20 protein-coding genes are annotated in these 22,530 nt (G+C 43.1%); 17 read left to right on the top strand and 3 right to left on the bottom strand.

The genetic code is table 11. The annotated features are described in order from the left end of the window. The first annotated feature begins 54 nt into the window (after positions 1 to 54). The 10 genes from D9603_RS14000 (at position 55) to D9603_RS13955 (ending at position 8,789) form a co-directional block, all read left to right on the top strand. On the top strand, positions 55 to 1,173 hold the full coding sequence (locus tag D9603_RS14000; protein WP_128731785.1) for a discoidin domain-containing protein: 1,119 nt from the start codon (positions 55 to 57) through the stop codon (positions 1,171 to 1,173). Between the two features lie 174 nt (positions 1,174 to 1,347). Then, positions 1,348 to 2,160 (top strand): hypothetical protein, encoded by an 813-nt coding sequence (locus tag D9603_RS13995; protein ID WP_128731784.1) that lies wholly within the window; start codon positions 1,348 to 1,350, stop codon positions 2,158 to 2,160. An 8-nt stretch (positions 2,161 to 2,168) separates the two neighbouring features. Continuing rightward, complete coding sequence (locus D9603_RS13990; RefSeq protein WP_128731783.1) at positions 2,169 to 2,897, top strand: hypothetical protein; 729 nt, start codon at positions 2,169 to 2,171, stop codon at positions 2,895 to 2,897. A gap of 32 nt (positions 2,898 to 2,929) precedes the next feature. Further along, on the top strand, positions 2,930 to 3,730 hold the full coding sequence (locus tag D9603_RS13985; RefSeq protein WP_128731782.1) for a hypothetical protein: 801 nt from the start codon (positions 2,930 to 2,932) through the stop codon (positions 3,728 to 3,730). Between the two features lie 11 nt (positions 3,731 to 3,741). Beyond that, positions 3,742 to 4,473, top strand: coding sequence for a hypothetical protein (locus D9603_RS13980; protein WP_128731781.1), 732 nt, complete (start codon positions 3,742 to 3,744; stop codon positions 4,471 to 4,473). A 51-nt stretch (positions 4,474 to 4,524) separates the two neighbouring features. Next, a complete protein-coding gene (locus tag D9603_RS13975) occupies positions 4,525 to 5,409 on the top strand; it encodes a hypothetical protein (RefSeq protein WP_128731780.1) in 885 nt (294 codons plus the stop codon). A 275-nt stretch (positions 5,410 to 5,684) separates the two neighbouring features. Beyond that, complete coding sequence (locus tag D9603_RS13970; protein ID WP_125251948.1) at positions 5,685 to 6,056, top strand: hypothetical protein; 372 nt, start codon at positions 5,685 to 5,687, stop codon at positions 6,054 to 6,056. Between the two features lie 22 nt (positions 6,057 to 6,078). Beyond that, entirely contained in the window at positions 6,079 to 7,284 is a 1,206-nt protein-coding gene (locus D9603_RS13965) for a hypothetical protein (protein WP_128731779.1), read from the top strand. A 358-nt stretch (positions 7,285 to 7,642) separates the two neighbouring features. After that, a complete protein-coding gene (locus D9603_RS13960) occupies positions 7,643 to 8,464 on the top strand; it encodes a ProQ/FINO family protein (RefSeq protein WP_128731778.1) in 822 nt (273 codons plus the stop codon). Between the two features lies 1 nt (position 8,465). Further along, positions 8,466 to 8,789 (top strand): hypothetical protein, encoded by a 324-nt coding sequence (locus tag D9603_RS13955; protein ID WP_128731777.1) that lies wholly within the window; start codon positions 8,466 to 8,468, stop codon positions 8,787 to 8,789. A 578-nt stretch (positions 8,790 to 9,367) separates the two neighbouring features. Here D9603_RS13955 and D9603_RS13950 read toward each other — a convergent pair. Further along, a complete protein-coding gene (locus D9603_RS13950; RefSeq protein ID WP_128731776.1) occupies positions 9,368 to 11,260 on the bottom strand; it encodes a tyrosine-type recombinase/integrase in 1,893 nt (630 codons plus the stop codon). 485 nt (positions 11,261 to 11,745) lie between these two features. Here D9603_RS13950 and D9603_RS13945 point away from each other — a divergent pair, with 485 nt between their 5' ends. The 5 genes from D9603_RS13945 to D9603_RS13930 all read left to right on the top strand — a co-directional run bounded on the left by D9603_RS13945 (position 11,746) and on the right by D9603_RS13930 (position 16,815). After that, positions 11,746 to 13,368, top strand: coding sequence for a hypothetical protein (locus D9603_RS13945; protein WP_128731775.1), 1,623 nt, complete (start codon positions 11,746 to 11,748; stop codon positions 13,366 to 13,368). Positions 13,369 to 13,379: 11 nt separating this feature from the next. Beyond that, complete coding sequence (locus D9603_RS21670; RefSeq protein WP_161972754.1) at positions 13,380 to 13,523, top strand: hypothetical protein; 144 nt, start codon at positions 13,380 to 13,382, stop codon at positions 13,521 to 13,523. Then, positions 13,523 to 14,233, top strand: a complete 711-nt coding sequence (locus D9603_RS13940) for a hypothetical protein (protein ID WP_128731774.1) — start codon at positions 13,523 to 13,525, stop codon at positions 14,231 to 14,233. The genes D9603_RS21670 and D9603_RS13940 overlap by 1 nt, the downstream gene beginning before the upstream one ends. A gap of 8 nt (positions 14,234 to 14,241) precedes the next feature. Next, positions 14,242 to 15,372, top strand: coding sequence for a hypothetical protein (locus D9603_RS13935; protein ID WP_161972753.1), 1,131 nt, complete (start codon positions 14,242 to 14,244; stop codon positions 15,370 to 15,372). 81 nt (positions 15,373 to 15,453) lie between these two features. Then, positions 15,454 to 16,815 carry a hypothetical protein gene (locus tag D9603_RS13930; protein WP_128731772.1) on the top strand — a complete coding sequence of 454 codons (1,362 nt, stop codon included), beginning with the start codon at positions 15,454 to 15,456 and terminating at the stop codon, positions 16,813 to 16,815. 340 nt (positions 16,816 to 17,155) lie between these two features. On the opposite strand, the gene D9603_RS13925 is transcribed toward D9603_RS13930, so the two are convergent. After that, positions 17,156 to 18,253 carry a hypothetical protein gene (locus D9603_RS13925; RefSeq protein WP_128731771.1) on the bottom strand — a complete coding sequence of 366 codons (1,098 nt, stop codon included), beginning with the start codon at positions 18,251 to 18,253 and terminating at the stop codon, positions 17,156 to 17,158. A gap of 283 nt (positions 18,254 to 18,536) precedes the next feature. On the opposite strand from D9603_RS13925, the gene D9603_RS13920 reads away from it, so the two are divergent. Together D9603_RS13920 and D9603_RS13915 are read left to right on the top strand one after the other, a co-directional pair. Next, on the top strand, positions 18,537 to 18,896 hold the full coding sequence (locus D9603_RS13920; protein ID WP_128731770.1) for a hypothetical protein: 360 nt from the start codon (positions 18,537 to 18,539) through the stop codon (positions 18,894 to 18,896). 124 nt (positions 18,897 to 19,020) lie between these two features. After that, entirely contained in the window at positions 19,021 to 21,867 is a 2,847-nt protein-coding gene (locus D9603_RS13915) for a DEAD/DEAH box helicase (RefSeq protein WP_128731769.1), read from the top strand. 84 nt (positions 21,868 to 21,951) lie between these two features. Here D9603_RS13915 and D9603_RS13910 read toward each other — a convergent pair whose 3' ends face one another. Continuing rightward, positions 21,952 to 22,275: a thioredoxin domain-containing protein gene (locus tag D9603_RS13910; RefSeq protein ID WP_128731768.1), complete on the bottom strand. Its 324-nt coding sequence runs from the start codon at positions 22,273 to 22,275 to the stop codon at positions 21,952 to 21,954. Positions 22,276 to 22,530 lie beyond the last annotated feature (255 nt).

The raw sequence follows: 22,530 nt of genomic DNA, 5'->3' as shown, positions 1-22,530 counted from the left end.
ATGTTTACTAATCCATTGTTGTAGCGGGTTAAGATCAGGAATACAGAGGCTCTGGTGCGTTTTGCACTCGTTGAATATGTAAAGGAGATCTGGTGGTGTCCCAACATTATTGGGTTAATAAAAAAAAAGCTAGCGACAGACTTAAATGCAAACTTACCAACGTTTGATAAAACACTTTGGCATAATGACCTGAGCCAAGGTGCGTTGTTTTGTTTAGATTCTCGATCAGTTGAAGAGCTTGCAGCGTACTTGAGGCTTAATAACGGCCTTAGTATAAATGACATCAATTTGATGTTGAGTGCAGGGCACAAGCCTGCTGCTTATCGAGATATGCCACGGCTTGAGGTCAATGACGAAGGTATTATGTCATTTAGATGGCCACAGGAAACAGAAGGAGGCGTTTTTCCTTTGTATCTGCACACTGGCGAGCTACGATCATTTGTATTCGTGATGACCCAACTAGATGGTGTCGCATCTGTTGATGCCAATTTAAGTGTGAGGGGATACGTATTTTTTGTAGGAACAGTTGGAAAGAAAGGCTCGGGCGCTGATCTCGAAATTGAACACATTGAAGATTTTGCAATGGGTCGGGGGCTTTTTCTTGAGCAGCATCAAGTTCCATTGCCATTTTATATTCACCAACCGCATCAAGATGTGTGTGAAAAGCCACAGCAACTGTCTCTACCCAGTACCAACGGATTAGTTTCGAGCGATTTCACTGGGTTTCGTAACGCGGGTCCACCCTATAGTGGCGCACGTTTTTGGACATACACTTTGCCTTTTCATGCTTTTCAAAGTGGTGGTTTGTGGCTTTCCGACCAAGTGAATGGCACGAGTTACCTGCAAGTTGACTTTAAAACGTTACAACGTACCGTGGTTGGGTTACATATTTCAGGCGAAACGCAAAGACGCAATCGTTGCCCCAAGCAAATTGAGTTTTTATACTCTGATGCAGCTGGTAATTGGTCTAGTGCACACACATTTGTTATCGAAGGCGCAAGCGGTGTGGAAACCCTTTATCTACCAACGCCTATTCACAATGTTAAAAGTATTCGCCTTCAGTTTACAGGTGTACTCGCACCTGATTGGCATAGGAATTGGTACGGCACTTACGATATTATTTACACGTACACCACCGGCGTGAACGATGTACATATTTTAGGTATTGTATAATAGTAAGTTGTAGTTAAGCGGTATGTTGAGAGTAATTTACATTGTACAATACTAGTTAGTGTATATTTTAGTGCATCAGCACGTTTACTTAGACTTGAAATTTTATGATGTATGGCTAGAAACAGTCCACCGAACATAGCTTGCATTGATGAGACACAGTTATTAGGAGATCAGATGAGTGATCAAGGTGCACCAAGGTTAGAGACCTTATTAAATAAGCAAGATCTACAAGAAATATTACATGGTTGGGGGAGTCCTACTTACTATTTGGGGATGCTCAAATATGGTAGCTCACCGGCCTCTCGGTACTATATTCATGCGTTTACCGGGCGAGTGCCAACGCCTGCTGAAATGTACTACGGAACATTTATTAATAAAATTGGAGATCTTGTATCTAATACCCCTCACGATTTAGCTGATGCCTATCTAGGCTGGATTGGTATTCGAACCGATTTATCAGCTGACGCGCATTATTATAGAGCAGGTGGTAACGCTGATACTGAACCTTCTCCCGGTCAGGCAACTATTGACGCTGAAGTCAGTGGGCGAGTATTTCCCGAGGGAATATCACTGGTAAAAGGATATACACATTATACTCGATTGCCAGTGAAAGAGCACCATGATACGTCTATGATGATGAGTGTAACGTTTAGTCCTAGCGCAAAAAAACATTGGCATGGGGGCAATAAAGCTGCGTTAAAGACAGCGCATGATGAGGGGCGGCTTGTACATGGGTTCAAGCCCACCTGGTTTTATATTTCTGAAAGCTTAGATTTCCCTGCTAGAGATACACAAAAAGTGATGGATCGTGATAATCAACATATTGCGACAATTAATTCGTTGCAAAGTACCCACTTTTCTAGGTTAGGGGTCTTGTATGGCCGTTTTGGCTCTGTGGGTAGTGGTGCCGAAATTGAACTTTCAGATGGATATGAAAACAATATCTACTCTGCAACTTTAGTATCGTTGAAAATTAAAAGTAACTAGGAGCTACTATGTCATTGGTTATTCACCCGGTTGTATTGATAGCTGCCGAAAACAGAACTCACTATGCTCAGCTTTCAATCCATGAATCTTCAAGAGATATTCATCTGACACGAAAGATTGAATATAAACCTGCGCTACTTATTGTTGTGGATGCGCAGAATAACATTTTAGCATCTACGGTTGGTACGACTTATTGGTCAACAAAGGAACGTTCAAACCTTTCTCCTAGTCAGCATGGTGTTAACTTCACATATCGTACATCCAACGCTGATGCTGTTACTGCTTTTTCACAAACTGTGAATTTGCAACCGCTTACCCCTGCGCTGAGGTTTACGCCATATCAGGATTTCGATGTAGCACTTAGAAATTCGGGCACCATAGCGAATGCCTATTTGATTACCGATAGAAATGAACAATATAGCAGAATAGATATAGAAACCTGGCCTAGTGAGATGTGGCGTGGTGATGAACCGTTTGACGTAACAACCAGTGGTTATAAATATTTAGAGTTAACGGTTGGTACTGAGCAGTCGGATGCCACGTTGCGATTTTCCTCTTTAGACGTTGATCAAAACGATCAAGTCATAAAGTTGATTGAGCCCCATATCAATGTGTATTTCACTAACTTTTTACGTGATTGGTCCAATGCTAAAGCGGAGCTAGAAGCGCGATTAAATAGTATTGAATCGGTAAGCACGACGCAAAGCCCACAAGAGATGTTGGACGCAGGCCTTTAGCCTCACATAGTAATTAAATTTTTGGAGAATATATGTCTACATTAAACACACTGATTAATGATGAGGCGGTTAAAGAAATTGTACATCGTTGGGGCAGCCCTGCATACATTGACACGTCTTCAGAAAACAAAGATGCACGTAATTATTATTTGCATGGTTTTGTAGGTAGAGTGCCTACCCCAGCAGAATTACTTTACGGCACCTTTGCGATGAAAGAAGGTGATGTCGTTACTGCGGATGCAACTGAAAAATATGGTTTCTCTCTTGACCTTGACTTTCCTCACCTCGGGTCTATTGAATTGTCCTGTGACCATACTGACAACCGTTCTCGAGCTGTATTTGGTCAGTCGGTTCGAGCTAGCGGCTTGATACTGCCGGAGGGAGTGCGGTTGGAGTCAGCGATTGAAGGTATGCAAACGCTGCCACCTTTGGAAGGAGTAACGACATCGTGGATGATGGACTTTTCTTTTGACGGGCAGAAGGAATATACCTGGAATGCGGGTAATCGCAATGGTGTTATACAGGCCGGTAGAGAGAACAAACTTACATCTGGTGATCTGCCCACGTGGTTTATGATTAGCGAATCAAGTTCTTTACCAACAATGCAAAGCTACAAAGTGTATGCGCCAAAGAGTGCCACAAATCCTGATGGCACAAAAGTAACAGGCTATGTTTCACACATGTTTTATGATTATCAACCCGAAAGAAGACCGATTATTGTTGGTACAATTGGCCTGGTTGGTAGCGGTGCCGATTTGCAAATAGAGCTGCCAAGACGGGGTTACGAATTTGAAACTATTACGCCACTTTCACTGCGCATCATGATGCAATAGGAGTATTTTGTATGTCACTTATTATACTACCACATATCTTGGCTGCATCTGAGCAGCCACAGTATGCTACCCAGTCTCAGTTCAAAGATACATCGGAAGATCTTAAAAGAATGCGGATTGTTGAAGGTAAACCCGCGTTATTGGTGGTGTTAGATGCAGATAAGCAGGTATTAGCATCGAGTGTGGGGTATACCCAATGGTCTTCGGGCCGACCTCAACTGCCTTTAGCTGAATTCGGCGTATCATATACATATCGAAAGGCCGCTGATAAGGGAGATCCAGCTACGAACTTTGATACAGAAGAGAGGCGTTTGCCTATTATGCCGGCACTGCGCTTTAACCCCACCTCTAAATTTGCAATTGATATTCGTAACAGTGGTACCGCAGCACAGGCCTTTATCATTGTTGATCAAGACGAAGTGCGTAGCAAGACAGACATTACGGATTGGCCTAATGAAATCTGGGATGGCTCTGCACCGCTGGATGTAGCGCAGCTAACTTATAAATATTTTGATATGGCGGTTGGCTTACACGATTCACAGGCTCCGTTGCAGTTAACACGATTGGATATGAGCAAAAGTGATGTGAATTTACCTCTAGTGAGTAAATTTATCGATGTTTACTTCACCAATATGTTTCATGATTGGTCAGATGCAAAAGCACAAATGGAAGCGGCACTTAACCGCCTTTCCTCTGTGGATACACTCAAAAGCGGTGCTGAAATAGAGGCTTTGGGAGAGTGATAGTGATGGTAGGCATTACCTACCATTTGCGTCTGACGGCTAGGAGACATTATGCACGTTACTTTACGATACAAAGGGATCACGTTACGCGACAGTTGGAACGGTGAGGAGAAGCCTGTTTCTCGCTACCGACAACATTGGGTGAAGGCAAAACAGCACACTACAGAGTTTATTGGCTATCCACAAGAACAGCTATTGTTTTTTGGCGATGCTAATTATTCAGATCTGGTTGTCAAAACGGCGCATACGGCCAGGTGGAGTGTGCTAACTAATTATACTGGTGAACTTCAAGAGCCGGTTTTAGTTGGCAGCTTTCAGTCGCCCAAAGTTAGCTATATATTTATTCACACAACGGTTAATTCAGATCCGTTGCTGTTTAATACTACGTCTATTAAACCTAAATATGTGTTCTTTGACTCCATTGCCAATAGTGATGCTCTTTTATATAACACCGTACATATAAAACCAGAGTATCTGTGTAATGTATCTCAGGTTCAAGAAGCTGCGCTTCTCCATGGTACGCATAGAATACGGCCTAAAGTGCTTATCAGTCACCCCCAAGTAGCTTCGGAAGCGCTCTTAACCAACACCGGTTTACCTGAGCAAAACAAAGTTGCTGTTGCTGCTGTAGAAAGAAGGGCGATTGCTTTACAGCCTTTGCGATTTACTACTCAGGGTAACTTACTGCTGGCTCGATTTGGTTTCCATACTGAGTATTTCAATCAAGCAAACATGGAGTCTGCTCCCTATATTACTTCGCGTGGTATGGATACGCGCTCAATATTTGCAGATGGCTCAGTAGCTGGGCATATGATTCAGTCTCTTGGCATGGATGCGCGTGCATTATCGCGTTTAGACGAAATTAACGCAGCTGCTACGCTTATCAGCCAAGGAGTTGACTCAAGAGCGCTAGCTAAGGGTTACCAAGCAATTTAGACAGAGAGATACACTTTCTCAATATCTGTTGTACAATAGCCGCAGCGAATGTAGACTGCGGCTTTTTTGTAGCCGTAATTGATTAGACTGCGATACTGGCATACTCCAAACCTAGGGTTATCCGTTTATCGATGAGTTTTGAGGCATTAGACGCCAGTATCAGCTTACTGGTTATGCTAGCAAGTATATTAATTACTAGCACGTTAAGTACAGTGGTGAGAGTGTTGGTTGCCTATTCGGCGCCTTTACACAGGCTATGATAAAAGGAGTGATGAATGAAAAGCACTGAATTTAAACGCCATAGAATAGAGCAAACGAATAATGACTTGGTGTTAGTCAAAGGGTTTCCCAGCCGTGAACAACTAACAGATTGGCTGTGCAATACTGCTGCGACAGTGTATTGCTTATTCCCAAGTCAGTTTCAAAGTGAACAAGCTCAGCTTCAGCTGCGCACCCACGTTAGGAATGAAGTCGAAAAACTCAATGTTGCGAGTGTGCGCTGTGTAGCGTTGACGATAGCAGATGACTCGGTTGGGACGAGTTTAGAACAATTCGATTTTGAAGCTGCTTGTGATTATGTCATTGAGATGCTGACACCTATTCAGCCGCAATCTAGCCAGCCGATGACTATCCCTTCTTTTGAGTAGTACTCAGTAAAACACGGAGAATATGATGATTTTTATAACTATTTTGGCTTTTACTGCGCTGTTGATCGCAGGGAATGCGGCGTACTTTTCTATCTTAGGTTTAGCCGCGATGTTTTCTGCCAGCTATTGGCCAGTGGTATTTATGGGGGCAAGCCTTGAATTAGGTAAACTCGTTGCTGCATCTTATGTTTATCGCGCGTGGGATGACGTTAGCAGAGCCATGAAAGGGTATCTTGTGAGTGCTATCTTGGTGCTTATGGCCATCACTTCATTAGGAATATTTGGTTTTCTATCACAAGGTTATGGAGATTCACTCAAGCAACTGAACGAAATAGAGTTGCTTGTCGAGCAAAAACAGATTGAACTTGCCATCGTTCGTGAGGATATTGAGCGTATACATACGGAAATAGGAAATGTACCGAATACCTATGTGACCAAAAGAATTGAATTGCAGCGAGAACGTCGACCTGAGCTGGAAGTGTTAGCAGAACGAGAGGGCCGCTTGATTGAGGTGTTAACTCAATTAAACAAACGCATACTTGAAGCCAAGTCACATGTAGGCCCGATATTGTATGTGGCTGATATGTTTAACATCGATAAAGACGAAGCGGTGAAGTATTTTATTTTTGCCATTATTATCGTGTTTGATCCTTTAGCTGTGATTTTAACATTGGCAACCAATGGTGCATTAGCGCAAAAACAGAATGAATCGAAACACAAAAAGTCGGAGAGGGAGCAAAACGAAGTGCAGCAGAGTATTACAAGCGAGCCTACTACCTCTGATCCCTCAACTAAAACTGTGAATGAACAAATCGCTCCAGTATCTCAAAAGCGAGCGCCAGATATTCCGACGCAGGTCCGACAGATGGCAAAGCAACAAGCGCCTAGCATTCAGCAAATGGATGCCGCATTAGCACAAGCCCAAGGCAAATCGGGTAGCTTGCAAATAAATAATCAAACAAAAGAGCAGCCTAACTTAACATCAATACAACGAAACGATAAAGATATCGTTGTGCTGGGGGGAGCTAAAGTGCACAAAGCTGTTATTGAGGATATGGAGCTTTCGGATCAGGAAGTTATCATGGGGCTAGTGCAAGGGGTATCGGTTGGTGCGCTTGCATCACGGCTAGGGTTAAATGAAAGTGCTTTTAAGAGCCGAGCAAACCACCTGGTTGATAGGTTGAAGTCCTCTGGCTATCAGATCAATACGGACCATTTGTTTGTCTAAATGTGTTAGGTGGCCAACATCGATGATGCTTTTGAGACATGACACAGAGAGGTAGGGAGTTTAGTTGTACAATATTAGACTACCGAGCAGTAAAAAATAGATTGGGCTTTAGCAAATGCTTTACAGTGCACTCGAATAACCGTATCCTTGTACCCAAGTTGCTATATTGTACAACTTAAATCAAACATGAGACTTGAGATATCGCAGCGGCTATTTTGCTGTGAACATAATGAGATAAGAACAATGCACTATTGTATTTTTGCTTTAAATGACAAGCGCATCGTAAATAAAGGACTGATAGCGCAATGCGTATATACGTGCCTGCTTAATTTTGCTAAAAACGTTTGAGGGAGGCAAGATGGAAAACCGATTGCCACCTAGTCAAACCAAGCAAATACCAGCTGACGACATCACTGCTAGACTGAGCAGTCAAAAAGCAGTCATGCTAAATGCGCGAAAGCAATTACAAAAACACTTATCTAAGGTGTACCCCCAACACTTTGGTAAAGATCCTCGGCCTTGGTCATTGGCTTTACATGCGCAATTATTGCGTAAACTTGAAGGGGAGTTTTCAGCGCAGGTGATCAGAGACACGTTGGCATATGTGGCGCGCTCAAAAAGATATTTAACATGTTGCGTTTTGTGGGGCGTTGGCGCTGCTCGGGTTGACTTGCATGGTAAGCGAGATGGGAAAATCACGCGCCGAGAAATGATTTATACTCTTAATCAACTTGTTGGATTGACTAAGCAGCATAACGCGTTGCAAAGTGAACGCTATGCACAATGGTTAGAGCGTGAAATAGTGCTTGGGATTATGCGAGCAGAGCTTACTCGTAGCGATCTTACCCGTGCTAAGATCCGCAACAAATATGCTAGCTACTTGTTTCGGGTCGCGAAAGAAGATAGCGCCGCACAGACATACGAATTGCTGGCTGAAAATGGGCGAGATCTATGTGAGCGTATTGCTCCGCGGCCTTATTTATCCGACTCACTAGTCAAAGTTCATGCAGCTATCAATGACAAGCCCAAGCGACTATCAAAACCGAATATTGGCAAGTCAAAAGGGGGGCTTAAGAAAACAGTGGGCAAACCTACGATACTGATTAAGCGTAAGCGTCGATCTACGACCTTAGCACCAGAGATGATAATTCCAGTCGGTCAAAAAGTAGAGACTAAATAAGATGAATACTGATAATTTTTGCACGTCATTTTATCAATATGGCGATAGCATTGGCATGTATCAACCGACATGCTGTGATGTTACTAATATGAGCTTCAATTTACCCCTGGATCAACACAATGACTCGCTAACACAGCTGAAATTGGTAAGTGATTTGTTTAGTCCGCCACAAACCCCTTCTCAAGATAAAGAGCCTGAGTCGTCACTACACTTTACTTATTTTGAAAAAATAGTCGGTTACTGGCAAGGGGACTATCACCATTTTCTATGTGCTACTCAGCTTAATGACCGTAGTAGCGATTTATATTTTTCAGACTATAGCTAAGTAACGATAAGACCAGCTCCGTAGTGTGGGGTACCACTAAACTGCGATTGAGAGGCTAGGAGCTCAGTCAACAAAAAGTGTACTTTATCCACTTTACGTCCAAATATGTGGCGGAATTAGTGTCGTCAATTAGGACTTTTGTGGACATTTTACTAAGCTCCCCTGTTAACTATCGGCAATATGAAGAGCCTAAATTTTGGGTTGGGTCATTACACACGAACTTTGAAACTTTGGCTGCGGCCACTTCCTTGCCTGTTGCAAGTTTGCGAAGAAAAGATAGAGTAAGAAGGCCTAAAGTGCAAAACCGTTTACATGACATACACGCTATCTTAAACATCGTCTCGCCCTGTTGAAGCTGTTTTTAGCTGGTAAGACAATGATCTGTTTATCTCTCATAGTGGCCTTTTTGTCGCGTCGATGGGTTAAATCGTCTGGAACCAGAGGTCTTTTTTCAGTAGATCTCGGAGTTGGTAAAATATTGCACTATGCACCAATAGCTCGCTATTGGAAGTCGATTCAACGCAATTATCGCTAAAATGTCCTGTCAGAAAATTTTATTTATCAAAAGGTTATGTTCACTATAAACCAAGCTGCTTCAGTTTGATGGTATTTGTTTCATGGTCGTTTTTACCATAGACCTTAATCACTACTGCCACGCTATCCATCAGTTTGGTTGCTGCCATGCCATAATCACCGGTTTTATCGAGAACAAAGGTGGCCATAAAATGTCTCAAGGCGTGGGGGTTTATGCCATTTTCAATAAACCGCTCTGGCCAAAGTGCTTTGGCGGTCTTAGCTGTCCACTGTTGGATCACTTTGGCAAGTGCCTTACGTGTGTATGGCGCACCACGGTCGCGCGTTTTGCTGTCTCTGGTTTGTATAAATACCGCATCGCTCATGGTTGGCCAGGCCAATTGCGTCCTTATGGCTGCTAATCGATTTAGCAGTTTGATTGTAAATGGATCTTCTATTTTAGCCTCAATCATAGTGACTTCAAGACTACGGCGATTTTTGAGCCAATTGCGGGGAACTTTTAAATAATATGTGCCTGCATCTTTATACAAAACGGGTGTTTTCGCTTGAGCTGCAAAAGGTGCATCAAGCCATTGCATAGCGCACCAGTTTGAAATGCGTAATGGCGTTTTTATGCTAAGTGATAACCACACTGCCACCTGTAAAGGCAGTAACTGTCGTGCAGGTTCTGTTATTTTATCAGCAAACTCTACCATGGCTTCAATCATTAACTGTAATTCTGCCATACTCTGTGATAAGTCTGCATCCGGCCTATCGAGTAACCAGTGAATATTTCGACTGCCACTGCTTTGCTTATCATGTCGCCTTTCATTGATTTTATGTTTTGTATCTCTGATCCAAGTACCAATTTGTCGATGTAAATATATGGATTGACTCAGCCAGTCGTCGAGGCCATCAAATTGCTCCGTGCTATGGCCATCGTAGAGTATCCAGGTACACTTCGGAGCATGATACCTGGTTAAATAACCTGAGTTTGCCTCACATAGGCCATATAGCGGCGTAAGAAAAGCTAATAGCGTGTTATACACTTCACTTCGAAAACATGCGTGTGTGTAACCCTCAAGGAGTTCAACACAAGTAAGCATGCTAAGGTCAAGCTGCTGAACTTTAATGTCATGTGAGGTCACAACCCACCGGAAGAAACGTAAGACTTGAGCGCAAAAATTTTCAGCGCTGCTGTTGATGCCATCAGGGGTTGTAGTCCACCGCCCTGCGCCTTGTAGGGGAAGCGCTTCGCGCTTTCTCATCGCAAAGCTAGCTTGTGAAAGCGGCGGCGCGACTAACTTATTTTTGAAATCTAGCAGGGCGTTAATTTGTAACTGCAAGTGTGCTGGTAAGGTGTCGATTTCGGGTTGTTGTTTTGGTAACGGTACCTTTGGTTTAATGTGCTTGCTTAGCGAGCGCTGCTTATTGATGCGAGCGCACTGTGTGAGCGTGCCCATATCCAATCCAAAGAGCGTTTCTAATTTTGCCAGAGCTACAACATGCTGTGCCCTTGGCTGCACGTCGTGACTCGTCCAGCGTTTTATTGTCCCAATTGGAATACCACTGTACTCATTGATTAACGTATGTAGTTGTCCTTTGTTTTTTTTAGGCCAATATTTAGCGGCATAGTGCATTAAACGTTGCCCCGTATTGGCTTGTTCATCTAATACGTGTGGATTAATGTGTTGTTTGTATGTGGTTGCCAATTGAGTGAGGCGGCTGCGATAAGTTGTGATTGAATTTTTAGTAAAGGCATGGGCTTGTAAATGCGCGGACAACCTCGCTTTAAGTGATGCTAAAGTCTTTGCACAGAGGCAGGCTTTGATAATTGTTTGCTCATCAATGAGCATATCATGGCGTAATAGGTTCAAAGTCGATAGCAGATTCAATGCTCGTCGGTCACCCCGTGAGCTGAGTTTGCTTTTGAACGATTGATATTCTTTTAACGCCATGAGAGCAACTTATACTTTTATACAATAATGATAAGTGTAGCTTGGGCTACAATCACTAATCAAGCATAACACACTGCGGCGCAGGTATTTTGTCGACAGATAAGGAGGATTTTACCATTGTACAATAGTTGGGGTTTCGCTGTACGTCGTATCCATATTAATAGAAAAGCCGCTTTGAATGTATGGCTCGCATATACATACGGTGACACGTTGCTTGCGTAAATTTAGACTGATACCGAGAGAGAATATAAGGCTGTACAGCTAACCTATGTGCATTGTTTTATTTCATGTATTGTAACTGCCTGCCTTATAGTGCTTTGCGTTCAGCATCAAAATAAAACTAGATTGGAAGCTCTCTTGCAACTTGTTGTACAGCATCAGTCTTGATAAACTAGAACCAACCATTTCATTGTACAATTGTAGTTGTAACTTACCTTGTACAATTATATGAACTAATGAGACGTGAATTTAGGGCGGTACCCTTAGTGAATACTAATCTGTATGACACAAAGCAGGCTGTTGAGTTTGATAAATTAACTGAGTCTTCGACTCATCACCACGAAGCAAATTTTGCTAAACAGTCATTATTTGGCTTTCAGGCTGCTGTAAAAGAAGAAATAGAACAACGAATTGCTGCAAGTAATACCGATGGCGCAGCAGCATTGGCAATGGTGAGTACCTTTACTAAAGCTGCGAGCACCAAGCGTGACTACAGCCGTACAGTTGAAGAGCTATCCACTTATTACCTTGTTGATGCAATGCACTCACTGATATGTGATGAAGTATTGGTGGCCGACCCCGAGCATGGTTGTATCGTAAATCTCCATAGTAGCAACAAGGATGTTGAAGCTGCTTTGAGCGCGTTACAAAAAGAGATTAATTTTGATCAACTTTGTGAAGATGTGACTCCAGATCTGCTAAAGTATGGCGACTACACACTACGTCTTATTGCTGATGCCAATGGCGTGAGCGAAGTGATCGATGATGTTACACAAAATGATGTAGTGGCATTATATCGTCATGGAATGCCAGCCAAATTCTTAGTTCGAGAACAAGAGCGTATCCGTATCACACCCGCAAATTCTCACCTGCATTTTGCACTTGGGCGAAATAAACTTCGTGTCGACCTAGGCGATGAATTGGGAGTATCGGTGCGAGATAAGCAGCACCTTGCCACCAAAATGCTACCTAACTATGTGCGAGTGGGTAAACCGCTGCTTTTTGGTGTACAGTCAAAACTAAAGGAGCTTCAACTACTTGAAGCGCTGGTGCCGGCAAGTAAGTTGCATCAATTAAGTACTCGGTCTTTGGTTGGGGTGTCGATCCCAAGCGCCACGGAGCCTAAAGAAGCCTTTAATATCGCCAGACGTTATGAAAGTTTATTGAATCAGAAAACCACGTTTAACGGTGAGGCGCAGTCACTGACAGCGGTGGGAGATATTATGGCCACCGCAGGGAAAGCCACAGTGTTACCTGTGTTTGGTGATAGGGGGACGCTGCAGGGAATGGATGTACCGGACACCGTAAATATTGATGATTTACTCGCGTGTATCCGTGATATTAGAGCAGCAGTATGCGCGTCGATAGGAGTGCCTATTGAATTACTCTTTGGTGGTGAAACCTTACAATCTCAAGGAGAGTTTGAAAAACGTCATACGCGTTACTTACGAAAGGTAAAATCAATTCAAGGTGCCTTGGCAAATGGTTTAAAACAGCTTGCAATGACGCACTTAGCGAAAAAAGGCATTCAGTGTTCTGTACAAGAGATCCAAGTTCATTTCAGCCGTCAGGGAGTGGGCTTAGAGGCGCTTGATCAGCTCGAGTCAACAGAACAGGTATTGTTCTCTGTATCAAATTTACTGGCGTTTATGCAGGATCTGGATGATTCGGCACATTTTCAAGATAAAGTTGATTTCAAAGCCGTATTCGAGTGGATCAGGCGTCAATTAAATATGGTTGGTGTGCTAGACCCGTTTTTGGTTTCTAGAGAAACCGATGAACCCCAAAGCGTTGTGCTCGATAAACCAGAAAAAAAAAGCGGCTTCAGGGGCCAAGAAACAGCCCGTAGAAGCAAAAAAAAAATCTCCAGCCTAAACGCAAGCCATTAGAAGCATTGCATATGGATGAAGCTTCGCTAAGGCAGTTAGTAGACACCGCAGTTCAGCAATTATCACAAAGCAAAACAGCAAATAATGCTGAGCCAATACAAAGTGAAACACCAGTAAAATGCGACGCTAGAGTGAAGATGAGTAATGAGAAGTGATGAGGTTTGCAAAGCCTGCTGAGCGGGTACTGTTATTGTGCGAAGTGGGTCAGCTTGACTTGATTGATGAGGATGGGAGGGCGCCAGAACAGATCCCCGAAGATGTTTTGGATGCTTTTATTGAGCGAAGAAATCGCTTAGTTTATGGCGCCAGTGACTTTGCTAGAAGTGAGTGCATAGCGCATGGCTCAGTTGTAAATAATGCGATGCTGATGCGTGTTGCTAGCCGATTTCATGGTCGTACGGCTGGAAAACGAATGCACAAAATTTTGGGACGACATTTAGCTGTTCGGATCAGCGGGCAGGATGAAAAAAGCCTGCTAATTGTTCGGGAGCGTTTGTTAAATGCAGTGTCGTCCCTACGCAGCCTGCTATACACTGGGAATGAGGAGTACCAGACGTTAAGTCACCACATAGAGTGGCAGCAGGTGACGGATGTCGCCATCCCAATGCTGCTCAATATTGAGCAGAAATGGTTGCAAATAGACAGCTTATCGACAAAGGGTGAAGCTAACTTACCCTTGCAAGAAGACGAACTATGTATTTTGCTAGCTTTGGTCCATCCGGTTGAGCTAGGAAAAGCGTTCAACAAAGCCAACTGTACAGTGGATGCTGTGCAGTGGTTGCAAGATTCACAGCACCATTTGTACAACAATGATTCTAAGCAAGACATTGTACAACGACTGCGTGAAAAATTAGAGTTTAAATGAGGCAGCGCATGACAGAGCGTACACTATTTATCGACGCGTTCGATACGTCTAATGTGATCTACCAGATCAGTGAAGCGTCTGAACATACACAAGGTTTGCAAGAAACATCACAGGTAGATGGAGTCGGCATATTGGCGCGTGTTGTAGGGCCATTTTTTCTAGTCGATGGTACATCTCGCAATGGCCGTTTTTATACGCGTGAATTATGGCGTACTGCTATCGAGCGCAGCCAAGCTAAAATATCATCAGGAACTATGCTAGGCACAATCGGCCATACGCAGGCACTTGATGATCAGGCTCTATTGGAAGGAAGGGCATCGCATCGGATCTCTAAATTATGGATTGATGAGAAAAACAGCATAGGAATGGGTGAAATCTTAGTGTTAAATACCCCAGCTGGTCGAGTACTGAACGCCTATCTTCGAGGCGGTGTGCAATTTCCTGTATCTAGTCGGGGTTATGGAGGCTATACGCCATACAAACGAGACAATGCCCCGGTGATAGATGAAGCCAGCTTTGTACTTGAAACCTTTGATTTCGTGCAAGAGCCAGGTGTTGCTCAAGCTATTCCCTCGTTGGTCGAATCGCTCGATGATGAGGCCACGAAATTACATCAGTCCATTCTTGAGCTGGCCAATACCAGCATTCAAACGAGTGTGGATGAAAAGAATGAGACCCCGTTAAAGACTAACCCCGTTAAGGATACTGTAATGAGTGAGAGTGCATCTACTATTGCGGCTCTAGCGAAACAGAAAAGCCACGTTGAAGAGAGTCTGGCAAAAGCTTATGCCGAACATGCGACACTGCGTAGCAAAAATGATTCGCTAAATGAGCAGGCAAAAACACAGGCTGAGCATATTGAGTTACTGGAACAAACACTGGCGGAAGTTCGCCAGCTCAACTCGAGTATGATGGCGCAGTTAGAAGACTATAAAAAGCTAGGTAGCGTATGTGAAGTTCAAGCAGCGTTAAGCAAAATAGGTGGGCAATACTCGACTGCACGAACACGAGTAGGCTCTTTGTCTGAGCAGTTATATGCAAACTTTTCCGTCAATTATGAAGACAGCGTAGTGCTGTCAGATAGCCAAGATAATACAGGCACAAGTCGATTAAGCTCGTTGTTTGAGTCGACACAGTAATACAGCTTACTCCTAATATGAATGCTCGTTATATCCAACGAGTGCTGTTGATAGTTTTTTATGAATTTTGAGGACAATACCATGTTACAAGAAACCGTAACGGGCCAAGCAATTGAGCGCAAAGCAGATCACTACTTCACGAAATACAAGCCTTTTGTCGAAGCATTAGAAAGAAACTCTTTATTGAGTAAAGTGCGTGCAATTAATACAACGGATGTCTATGCGCTGGGTAAACAACTTGAAAACTTCCAAGTGTATAAGCGGCTTTGTGAAGAAGATGGCACATTATCTCAGTTGGGTAAGATCCCAGATGTTGCACTGGATGTGCTTACTGTTGCCTACGGTACTTCACCTTTATCTGCTATTGCGTCAATTCAACCAATTGATGAAGAACAAGGCACCATTTACTTCAAAAATATTGTATCCGGCGACTCACAGCTTAACTCAGGTGAGTTATTATCAGGTGTGTCTGCAACGTCAAATGTGATGGGTGAAGCACTTGGTCAAACCCAAGCAGGTGAGAGCGACTACAGTTTCTCGCTAAAAAATGCGCCTGTGCAAGTAGGTTCTGTACGTGTTGAAATCGCAGAGTTGAATTTAGTTGCGCAAGACAATGGGTTAGGTCAGTTAATTGGTTTCGATATTCAAGGCACAATTGATTACGTCAATGGTACGGTTACTTTATCAACAAAGCATGCGCCAGAGGCGGAGCATACCATTACCGCTGCATATAGTGGTGATTATGACGCGGCAGATGACATTCCAAAAGTAGGGATGAAGTTTGCATCTAAAACGGTTCAAGCACGTTTATGGGCGTTAAAAGACACGATTGGTTTACAGCAGTCCTATGCTTTACGCCGCCGTTTTGGCATGGTAGCCGAAGATGAAATTGCACAAGACCTCGTCGCTGCCATTAACTCAGAGCAAATGAATACGGCTACGCGCATGTTATTAGCCAAAGCGCAGGGGGAGGTGACATTTAAGAAAAATGCACCCAGTGGTATTAGTTATAATGATCACAAACAAGGGTTTAAAGATGCTATTGCGCAAGCTGAAGCGACTATTTTAAATAATGCAGGCAGAGGCACTATTTCGGCAATGGTTGCGGGACGTAATGTCTGTGCATTGGCAGCAACTTTACCTGGCTTTACTAAGCTTTCTGACGGCGCTGCTGTAGGTCCACACATTTTCGGTATCTTAGATGGTATCTTAATTGTACGTGTGCCTAATCAACAGGTGATGGATGCTGATACGGCAGTCTGTGTTTATAAAGGTAAGTCAAATTTTGAAAGTGCATTGGTTAGCGCGCCTTATATGCCACTTGTTGTTACATCGGCACTTCCGCATGGTGTTAACCCGCTGGTTAACCAAAGAGCGGCTGCAGTATGGTCTGCAATTGATGTGCTTGTACCAAGTTTTATTACCAAGATCCGCTTAGTATAAGCTCGCGATACACATACTTCATAAGGTCGCATGTGTTGCGGCCTTTTTTGTTTTTACGCATTTGCTTTATTTAAGCGAATTTAAAAGTTGGTGAATGAGATAAGAAAATAATGGCGCTAACTAAAAACAAACCCGCACATAGTTGATAAGGCGGGTTGCTCAAATATAATGCAATTTGCGGCAAAAAAATCTACATACCTATTATCCAAAATAACCGCATTACTTTAGATAAACCATCATGGTCTGTACCCTGATGTTAACAGTATTTTATGTTTATTATCAATGGTTTTATTGCTAAATATGTAAAAATTACTCTGTATATATTAATGATAAATTTAATCTAAGTTCTGCGCTTAACGGGTTTAAATTCCAATTCACTTAATAGTGCATCAATACGCTTGGCATCTTCTATACTGAGGTTTTCATCGTATTGAGATATTTTAACCATTGAGTCATATGAATTTGCCAGTTCCTCGTCTACAAGACCCATATCACCCATATACAAGAGCATTTTACGAGCATCTGATATTTTAGCTGGTAATGCTGAAGCCGCATATTTTATACCCAGCAAATCTAACACAGCCATGATTTGAGCTTTTGATGCTTGCTCGTTTAAAACCAGCATATGGCGTACTATCCGGATCATTGCACCGTGACCTTTTTCAGCGCGTGCTATTTTACGGATCTTTTTCTTAGTTGTGGTAGGTGTGTACGCTGTGAACTCCGTGTCATTAGACGCTTCGCTGGCCGCTGTTTTTTCTTCCACTGTGGTTTGTGTTAGCGCATGCTGCTCGGCAGCATCTGTCATTGGCACGTCAACATAGCTTTTAACTATGTAGGCATTTTGAATATCCGCAATCGCATCGGGTGTTAGATCACTGTTGTTACTGAGTGGATCGGTTTCTGTTGGTATTGATTCGTCAACAATGTCGATAGGTTTTTCGCGGCTTTGCTGGCCAAACATAGAGGAAAGAAAAGCGTCGGTATCTGGCATTAGAAAAGGGGATGCCTGCTGCGCTAATGTTTTTAATAGCTCCGGTATTGGTAAATCATCTAAAGCAATCAATGTCTCTGACAATGAAGGCAGCGGGTTGTCAATTGTCGCTTGTGCTTTGCTTGGGAATTTCTCAAACTTTTTGTGATATTGGCGGGGCATTTTTTCCCATTGCACCTCGGTATCGAAAACGCTGGAGGCGGATTCTGCCCAAGTTGTGAGTTTATCAAGGTCTTTGCGTTTTTTATCAGACCCCTGTGCTTGTTTTGTTAGCTCGATGATTTGCTCTTCTGAGGTGGCAAACCAAAACGCATAATGAAGCTTAGCGGCAACAAGTAAGGCTGTATCGTTGGGCTTAAGTTGTGAAAGTCCGCTGTGCATTGCGGGTAAGAGGTCGTGAGCTATCGCTAATATCCCGTTAAACTCAGCTGCTGATTGCGTCATGTTGTCACCTTTATGTAAGCATGATGGTTTTTTTAAAGTGAAGGTTGAAGCAAGCCAAAATGACTGCACAACAGTAACTTTCAGTTCATTGTACAATAAAAGTCATTTTAGGCAACTTTTAAAAAAGGAGGTATCGATAAGTGATGATATTTTGTCAAAAATGTTTGAATAACAGCCAATCTGATAGCTTTGTATTCCCTAATGCGTGACATTCTAACACGCTTAGCATACGATTATACAATTCGTGTAATGGTGCGCGGCAGGCTTTTTGAATGGAGCGAGTATGAATTTAGAAAATGCAAATTATATCGTTATGCCCAATACGTCGGCTGTACTCGTTTTGCCTGTAAATGGGGGAGAAACAGCAAGGTTTGTGGAAGTTGAAACAAAAGCTGCTCGCTACTTTTCCAAGGATAACTGGTTGTTTGATGCAGCGTCATTTCTTGAACAAGACTCTCTAGCACAAAGGCTTAGTAAATTGGCAACATTCAAGGGCATTGCTACTGAAAAGTTTGAAGGTACATTAGAGAATGTGCTGGCATCAATTATACCAGGAGCTGAAGTTAACTATATGGTTTTTATAGAAAGCGAGCATTTGCTTATTGCACATACGGATAGCGTGATCCAAAACCATTTAGTTTAATAGACTTTCTAAATATCTTATAAATACAGGTGATTATTGCATAATCTAGCCTTTAACGGTGCGATAGTTATTACTGTGGGAGCGTTATTTCTCATTGCATAATGAGTAAGTGATCTGAGGTACTATGTTAAATGATATGCTTGACTGGGCCCGAAATCGTTGGGGTTACGTAGGACTGGCATTAGATTCAGACGGGTTTGTCGTCATTAAAACGGTAGATGGCCGATGTGAACGTTGGTTATGTACAGGTATTAATGCGCATTTCGATTTCGTCGAGCAAGCGGTTCAGTTAGTTATATTTGACTCGGTGTCTAATCTCACATATCGAGAGTATCAGGTTGCATGGCGTACTGAACATGCCGTTCGTTGTCTAGATAGTGCTGCAGACGAGCAAGACATAGATATTGGCGAATTAGACTATTGCCCAAAATGCTACGCCCACAAAATGGTGCAGTTTTCTCAGGGTCGAGCCATGAAGTTATGTAGTAATTATGCAGTGTGTTCAGGAAAGTCAAAAACCAATGGTAGAATTTATCCACTAGAGCACCTTAATGCTGATCAGCAGCTCTTTCTATTGTCTCATGGCAATGATGATTTAGGTTATCCCGCAGGCGCAATTTGTGCGTCTATGACACGCAAATTGGGTTTAACTACGGGCGAAGAGTTGTCGCAGTCAACGGTAGGGTTGTCCCTCGTTGAAGATCATGACCTTATCAAAACGTCTGAATTTACTTTACTTAATTACCCGTTTAGTCACTTTAACCGAGTGCAATCGACGCTGCTTAAAAATCAGATACATACGAAAAACGTGAACTTGGTACTGGGCACTGCAACCAGTAGTGGTAAAACGGTGTGTGCCGAGTTATGTATGGCGCATACATTAGCCAAAGGAGAAGTGGTTGTGTATGTGTCTCCGCTTCGCTCATTAACCCAAGAAAAATACGATGATTGGTCACACACATTCGGTGCTCAATACAAGATAGCGATATTGACGGGAGACTACGCCTTATCACCAGATAAAAACGATGAAATAAATCAAGCGGATATCTTGTGTATCACCTCTGAAATGCTGGACTCTCGGACTAGAAAGTATGGCAGTGAGCGTAGTGCTTGGATCGACAGGGTTGGCTTATTGGTGGTTGATGAGTCTCACATTATTGGCACGGAACGTGGCCATGCTGTAGAAGCTGGTTTGATGCGTTTTACTCAGTTTAATCAAGCGAAAATTCTATTTATGTCTGCTACGATGCCCAATGTGGAGCAGTTTGCACAGTGGCTAAGTGTATTAAATGGTTTGCAAAGTGAGATCATTAATTCTCCTTGGCGGCCAACTCCCCTTACTTGGCATTTTCCGCGCTATGTAGACAATGGTAATTACAAACAAAGTAGAGACTGTCGCATCAATGAAGCGCTCAAGAAAGTGACAGATGCCGAAAAGTCAGATGAGAAATATCTTCTTTTTGTCCATGATAAGGCAACCGGCGCAGACCTATTAAGAAAGGTCAGGGCGCAGGGTATTGAAGCTGAGTTTCATAGTGCCGATTTGAAAGTAAATGTCAGACAACAAATTGAAAAAGAATTTAAAGATCCGCACGGAAAACTACGAGTTTTAGTATCCACCTCAACCCTTGCATGGGGGTGTAATGTGCCAGCACAAAATGTTGTAATTGTGGGCACAACTCGAGGTTTGTCTCCAGTGGAAATAGAAGATATTTTACAAATGGCTGGCCGTGCAGGGCGCAGCCTTCCAGCTGATTACTTTGTTGTTGCTCCTGATGGAAATAGTTACGCCCAGTCTAGTTTGGATAGATTGTCGTTAAGAATATTAGATAGTGTTGCTGAGTTAGATATGTCCACTGCGGAGTCGATAATAGATATCCGCCACGCAGGTAATCAACAAGATATCAAAGCCGTGAACAATGAAGCGCGCCTTCAGAGAAGAAAGCGTAAAGTGAACATGCGACAGGTCAAAGACCACCAAAAGGTTATCCTGGCTCAAAGCGTCGAAGAAGCCAAGGCGTGGATCGCACACAATGATCCCCAGTATCTAGCACGCTATCATGGGCACTGTTATCTTATTTGTGCGCAGCCAAAAGTTTGGGAACATCGTATACAGCAAGCTAAGCCTGTCCATAGTCAACTGGTCAATGAAGCTACCCTCGGCTTTCATATTCTCGCTGAAGTAGATGCGGGTACGATTCATAATCAACTAGATTTGGTTAACTGGTTTGACCGTTCTTTAGCGAAACTGCAAGGCTTGGTTGAGCAAAAAGTGGTTGAGAGCGTCTTGGGAGATTTACTGCGTACACAGATGCTCAAAGGACATGACGAACAGTACGAAATAACTGAGATTGGCAAAGTTTCATCGCGTTGGTACTACAAGCCAGAGGATGTTTTTCATTGGCATACGGCGTTACGATTTGTAGACCATGCTCAGATTTGGGATAACGATGATGCGTTGGCCTGGGCTATCGCTGGGGCTCCTTCTTATAACACAGACTACATTCAACGTAGTCAGGCGAAGCTAGTCGATGACTATATGAAGCGTTTGCAACGGGTGGTACCATTTGCGTCGGAAATGGCATTGCCAGCGGATATGGCGACATACCTCAGTGGCAAAACGGTGCAATACCAAAAGATAAACGGTTTTAAATATGACCTTTCACGTGTCTTTCAAGCCTTAAGACAAATCGCTAAAGCCTGTGCTATCTCGCGTCCTGATGGATATTGGCATATGTTAGAAACCCGATTTAGATATGGCACAACGGCTGATTCCGCGAAGCTGCTTTGTGTTGAGGAAGTGGGGGTGATGAATATCCGCAAGCTTGTGAAAGCGGGAATTGCAAGCTTAGACGATTTTATTGATGTAGAGCGACGATCTGAGGTTACACGGATTTTGGGTCATAAAAAGTTAGAGACCGCACTGGCTTCGGCGAGAAAGATCATACGAAGCCAATATGGCGTAGAGTAATGTGCTTGCAAGGAGGCTACGGTTAGTAACGTAAAAGCCTGCACAGATAATGCAGTTTGAAAGTGACACATCAACTGGACTTGCTCAGCGATGGATCTCTTTTGCGATCCGCTGCATCAGTTTTGGTTTGATCACTGCACCAATGTTTTTCTCGATAACATTGCCATTGAGCATAAAGTGCAGAGTTGGTATCACATCAACGCTCGCATTCTTTAACGCATCGCCACATTCGTCAATATTCACTTTCACAATAGTAAGATGTTGCGTCAATGTGTTGGGCAGCGCCTCTAGTGCGAGTCCCAACTGTTTACAAGGGCCACACCAAGGCGCATAGTAGGCAACCAATGTGTAACCTTGATTGATTAGCGTATGGACATTGTCATTCGTTGCATATTGTATGTTACTCATTACAAGCCTCCAATTCAGTCATTAGTTTTTGCATATTTGTGGCTGAATTTAATACTCATTATCTTTTAATACTTGGCCAATCTGAAGGCGTTACTTCCAAGAGCCTGCTATTGCTGCATAAGCTAACCTTTCCTACAGGAGGCAGAGGCCTTAGCGAGAGCAGGACGCGCAAGCGGTGTTATCGCCAAAACTATATCTGGCTAGATAACCTAATACCAATTTGCTTAATTAAGAGGTCTATTTTGAGGCGAGGAA

The organism is Pseudoalteromonas sp. PS5, from assembly GCF_004103255.1.
GTDB lineage: Bacteria > Pseudomonadota > Gammaproteobacteria > Enterobacterales > Alteromonadaceae > Pseudoalteromonas > Pseudoalteromonas peptidolytica.
Note: the sequence above shows the minus strand (reverse complement) of the source record. Positions and strands in the feature narration are given on the sequence as shown.

Coding starts and splice junctions, on each gene's coding strand:
- D9603_RS13995 (WP_128731784.1), top strand. CDS start 1,348: ATGAGTGATCAAGGTGCACCAAGGTTAGAGACCTTATTAAATAAGCAA.
- D9603_RS13990 (WP_128731783.1), top strand. CDS start 2,169: ATGTCATTGGTTATTCACCCGGTTGTATTGATAGCTGCCGAAAACAGA.
- D9603_RS13985 (WP_128731782.1), top strand. CDS start 2,930: ATGTCTACATTAAACACACTGATTAATGATGAGGCGGTTAAAGAAATT.
- D9603_RS13980 (WP_128731781.1), top strand. CDS start 3,742: ATGTCACTTATTATACTACCACATATCTTGGCTGCATCTGAGCAGCCA.
- D9603_RS13975 (WP_128731780.1), top strand. CDS start 4,525: ATGCACGTTACTTTACGATACAAAGGGATCACGTTACGCGACAGTTGG.
- D9603_RS13970 (WP_125251948.1), top strand. CDS start 5,685: ATGAAAAGCACTGAATTTAAACGCCATAGAATAGAGCAAACGAATAAT.
- D9603_RS13965 (WP_128731779.1), top strand. CDS start 6,079: ATGATGATTTTTATAACTATTTTGGCTTTTACTGCGCTGTTGATCGCA.
- D9603_RS13960 (WP_128731778.1), top strand. CDS start 7,643: ATGGAAAACCGATTGCCACCTAGTCAAACCAAGCAAATACCAGCTGAC.
- D9603_RS13955 (WP_128731777.1), top strand. CDS start 8,466: ATGAATACTGATAATTTTTGCACGTCATTTTATCAATATGGCGATAGC.
- D9603_RS13950 (WP_128731776.1), bottom strand. CDS start 11,260: ATGGCGTTAAAAGAATATCAATCGTTCAAAAGCAAACTCAGCTCACGG.
- D9603_RS21670 (WP_161972754.1), top strand. CDS start 13,380: ATGGATGAAGCTTCGCTAAGGCAGTTAGTAGACACCGCAGTTCAGCAA.
- D9603_RS13940 (WP_128731774.1), top strand. CDS start 13,523: ATGAGGTTTGCAAAGCCTGCTGAGCGGGTACTGTTATTGTGCGAAGTG.
- D9603_RS13935 (WP_161972753.1), top strand. CDS start 14,242: ATGACAGAGCGTACACTATTTATCGACGCGTTCGATACGTCTAATGTG.
- D9603_RS13930 (WP_128731772.1), top strand. CDS start 15,454: ATGTTACAAGAAACCGTAACGGGCCAAGCAATTGAGCGCAAAGCAGAT.
- D9603_RS13925 (WP_128731771.1), bottom strand. CDS start 18,253: ATGACGCAATCAGCAGCTGAGTTTAACGGGATATTAGCGATAGCTCAC.
- D9603_RS13920 (WP_128731770.1), top strand. CDS start 18,537: ATGAATTTAGAAAATGCAAATTATATCGTTATGCCCAATACGTCGGCT.
- D9603_RS13915 (WP_128731769.1), top strand. CDS start 19,021: ATGTTAAATGATATGCTTGACTGGGCCCGAAATCGTTGGGGTTACGTA.
- D9603_RS13910 (WP_128731768.1), bottom strand. CDS start 22,275: ATGAGTAACATACAATATGCAACGAATGACAATGTCCATACGCTAATC.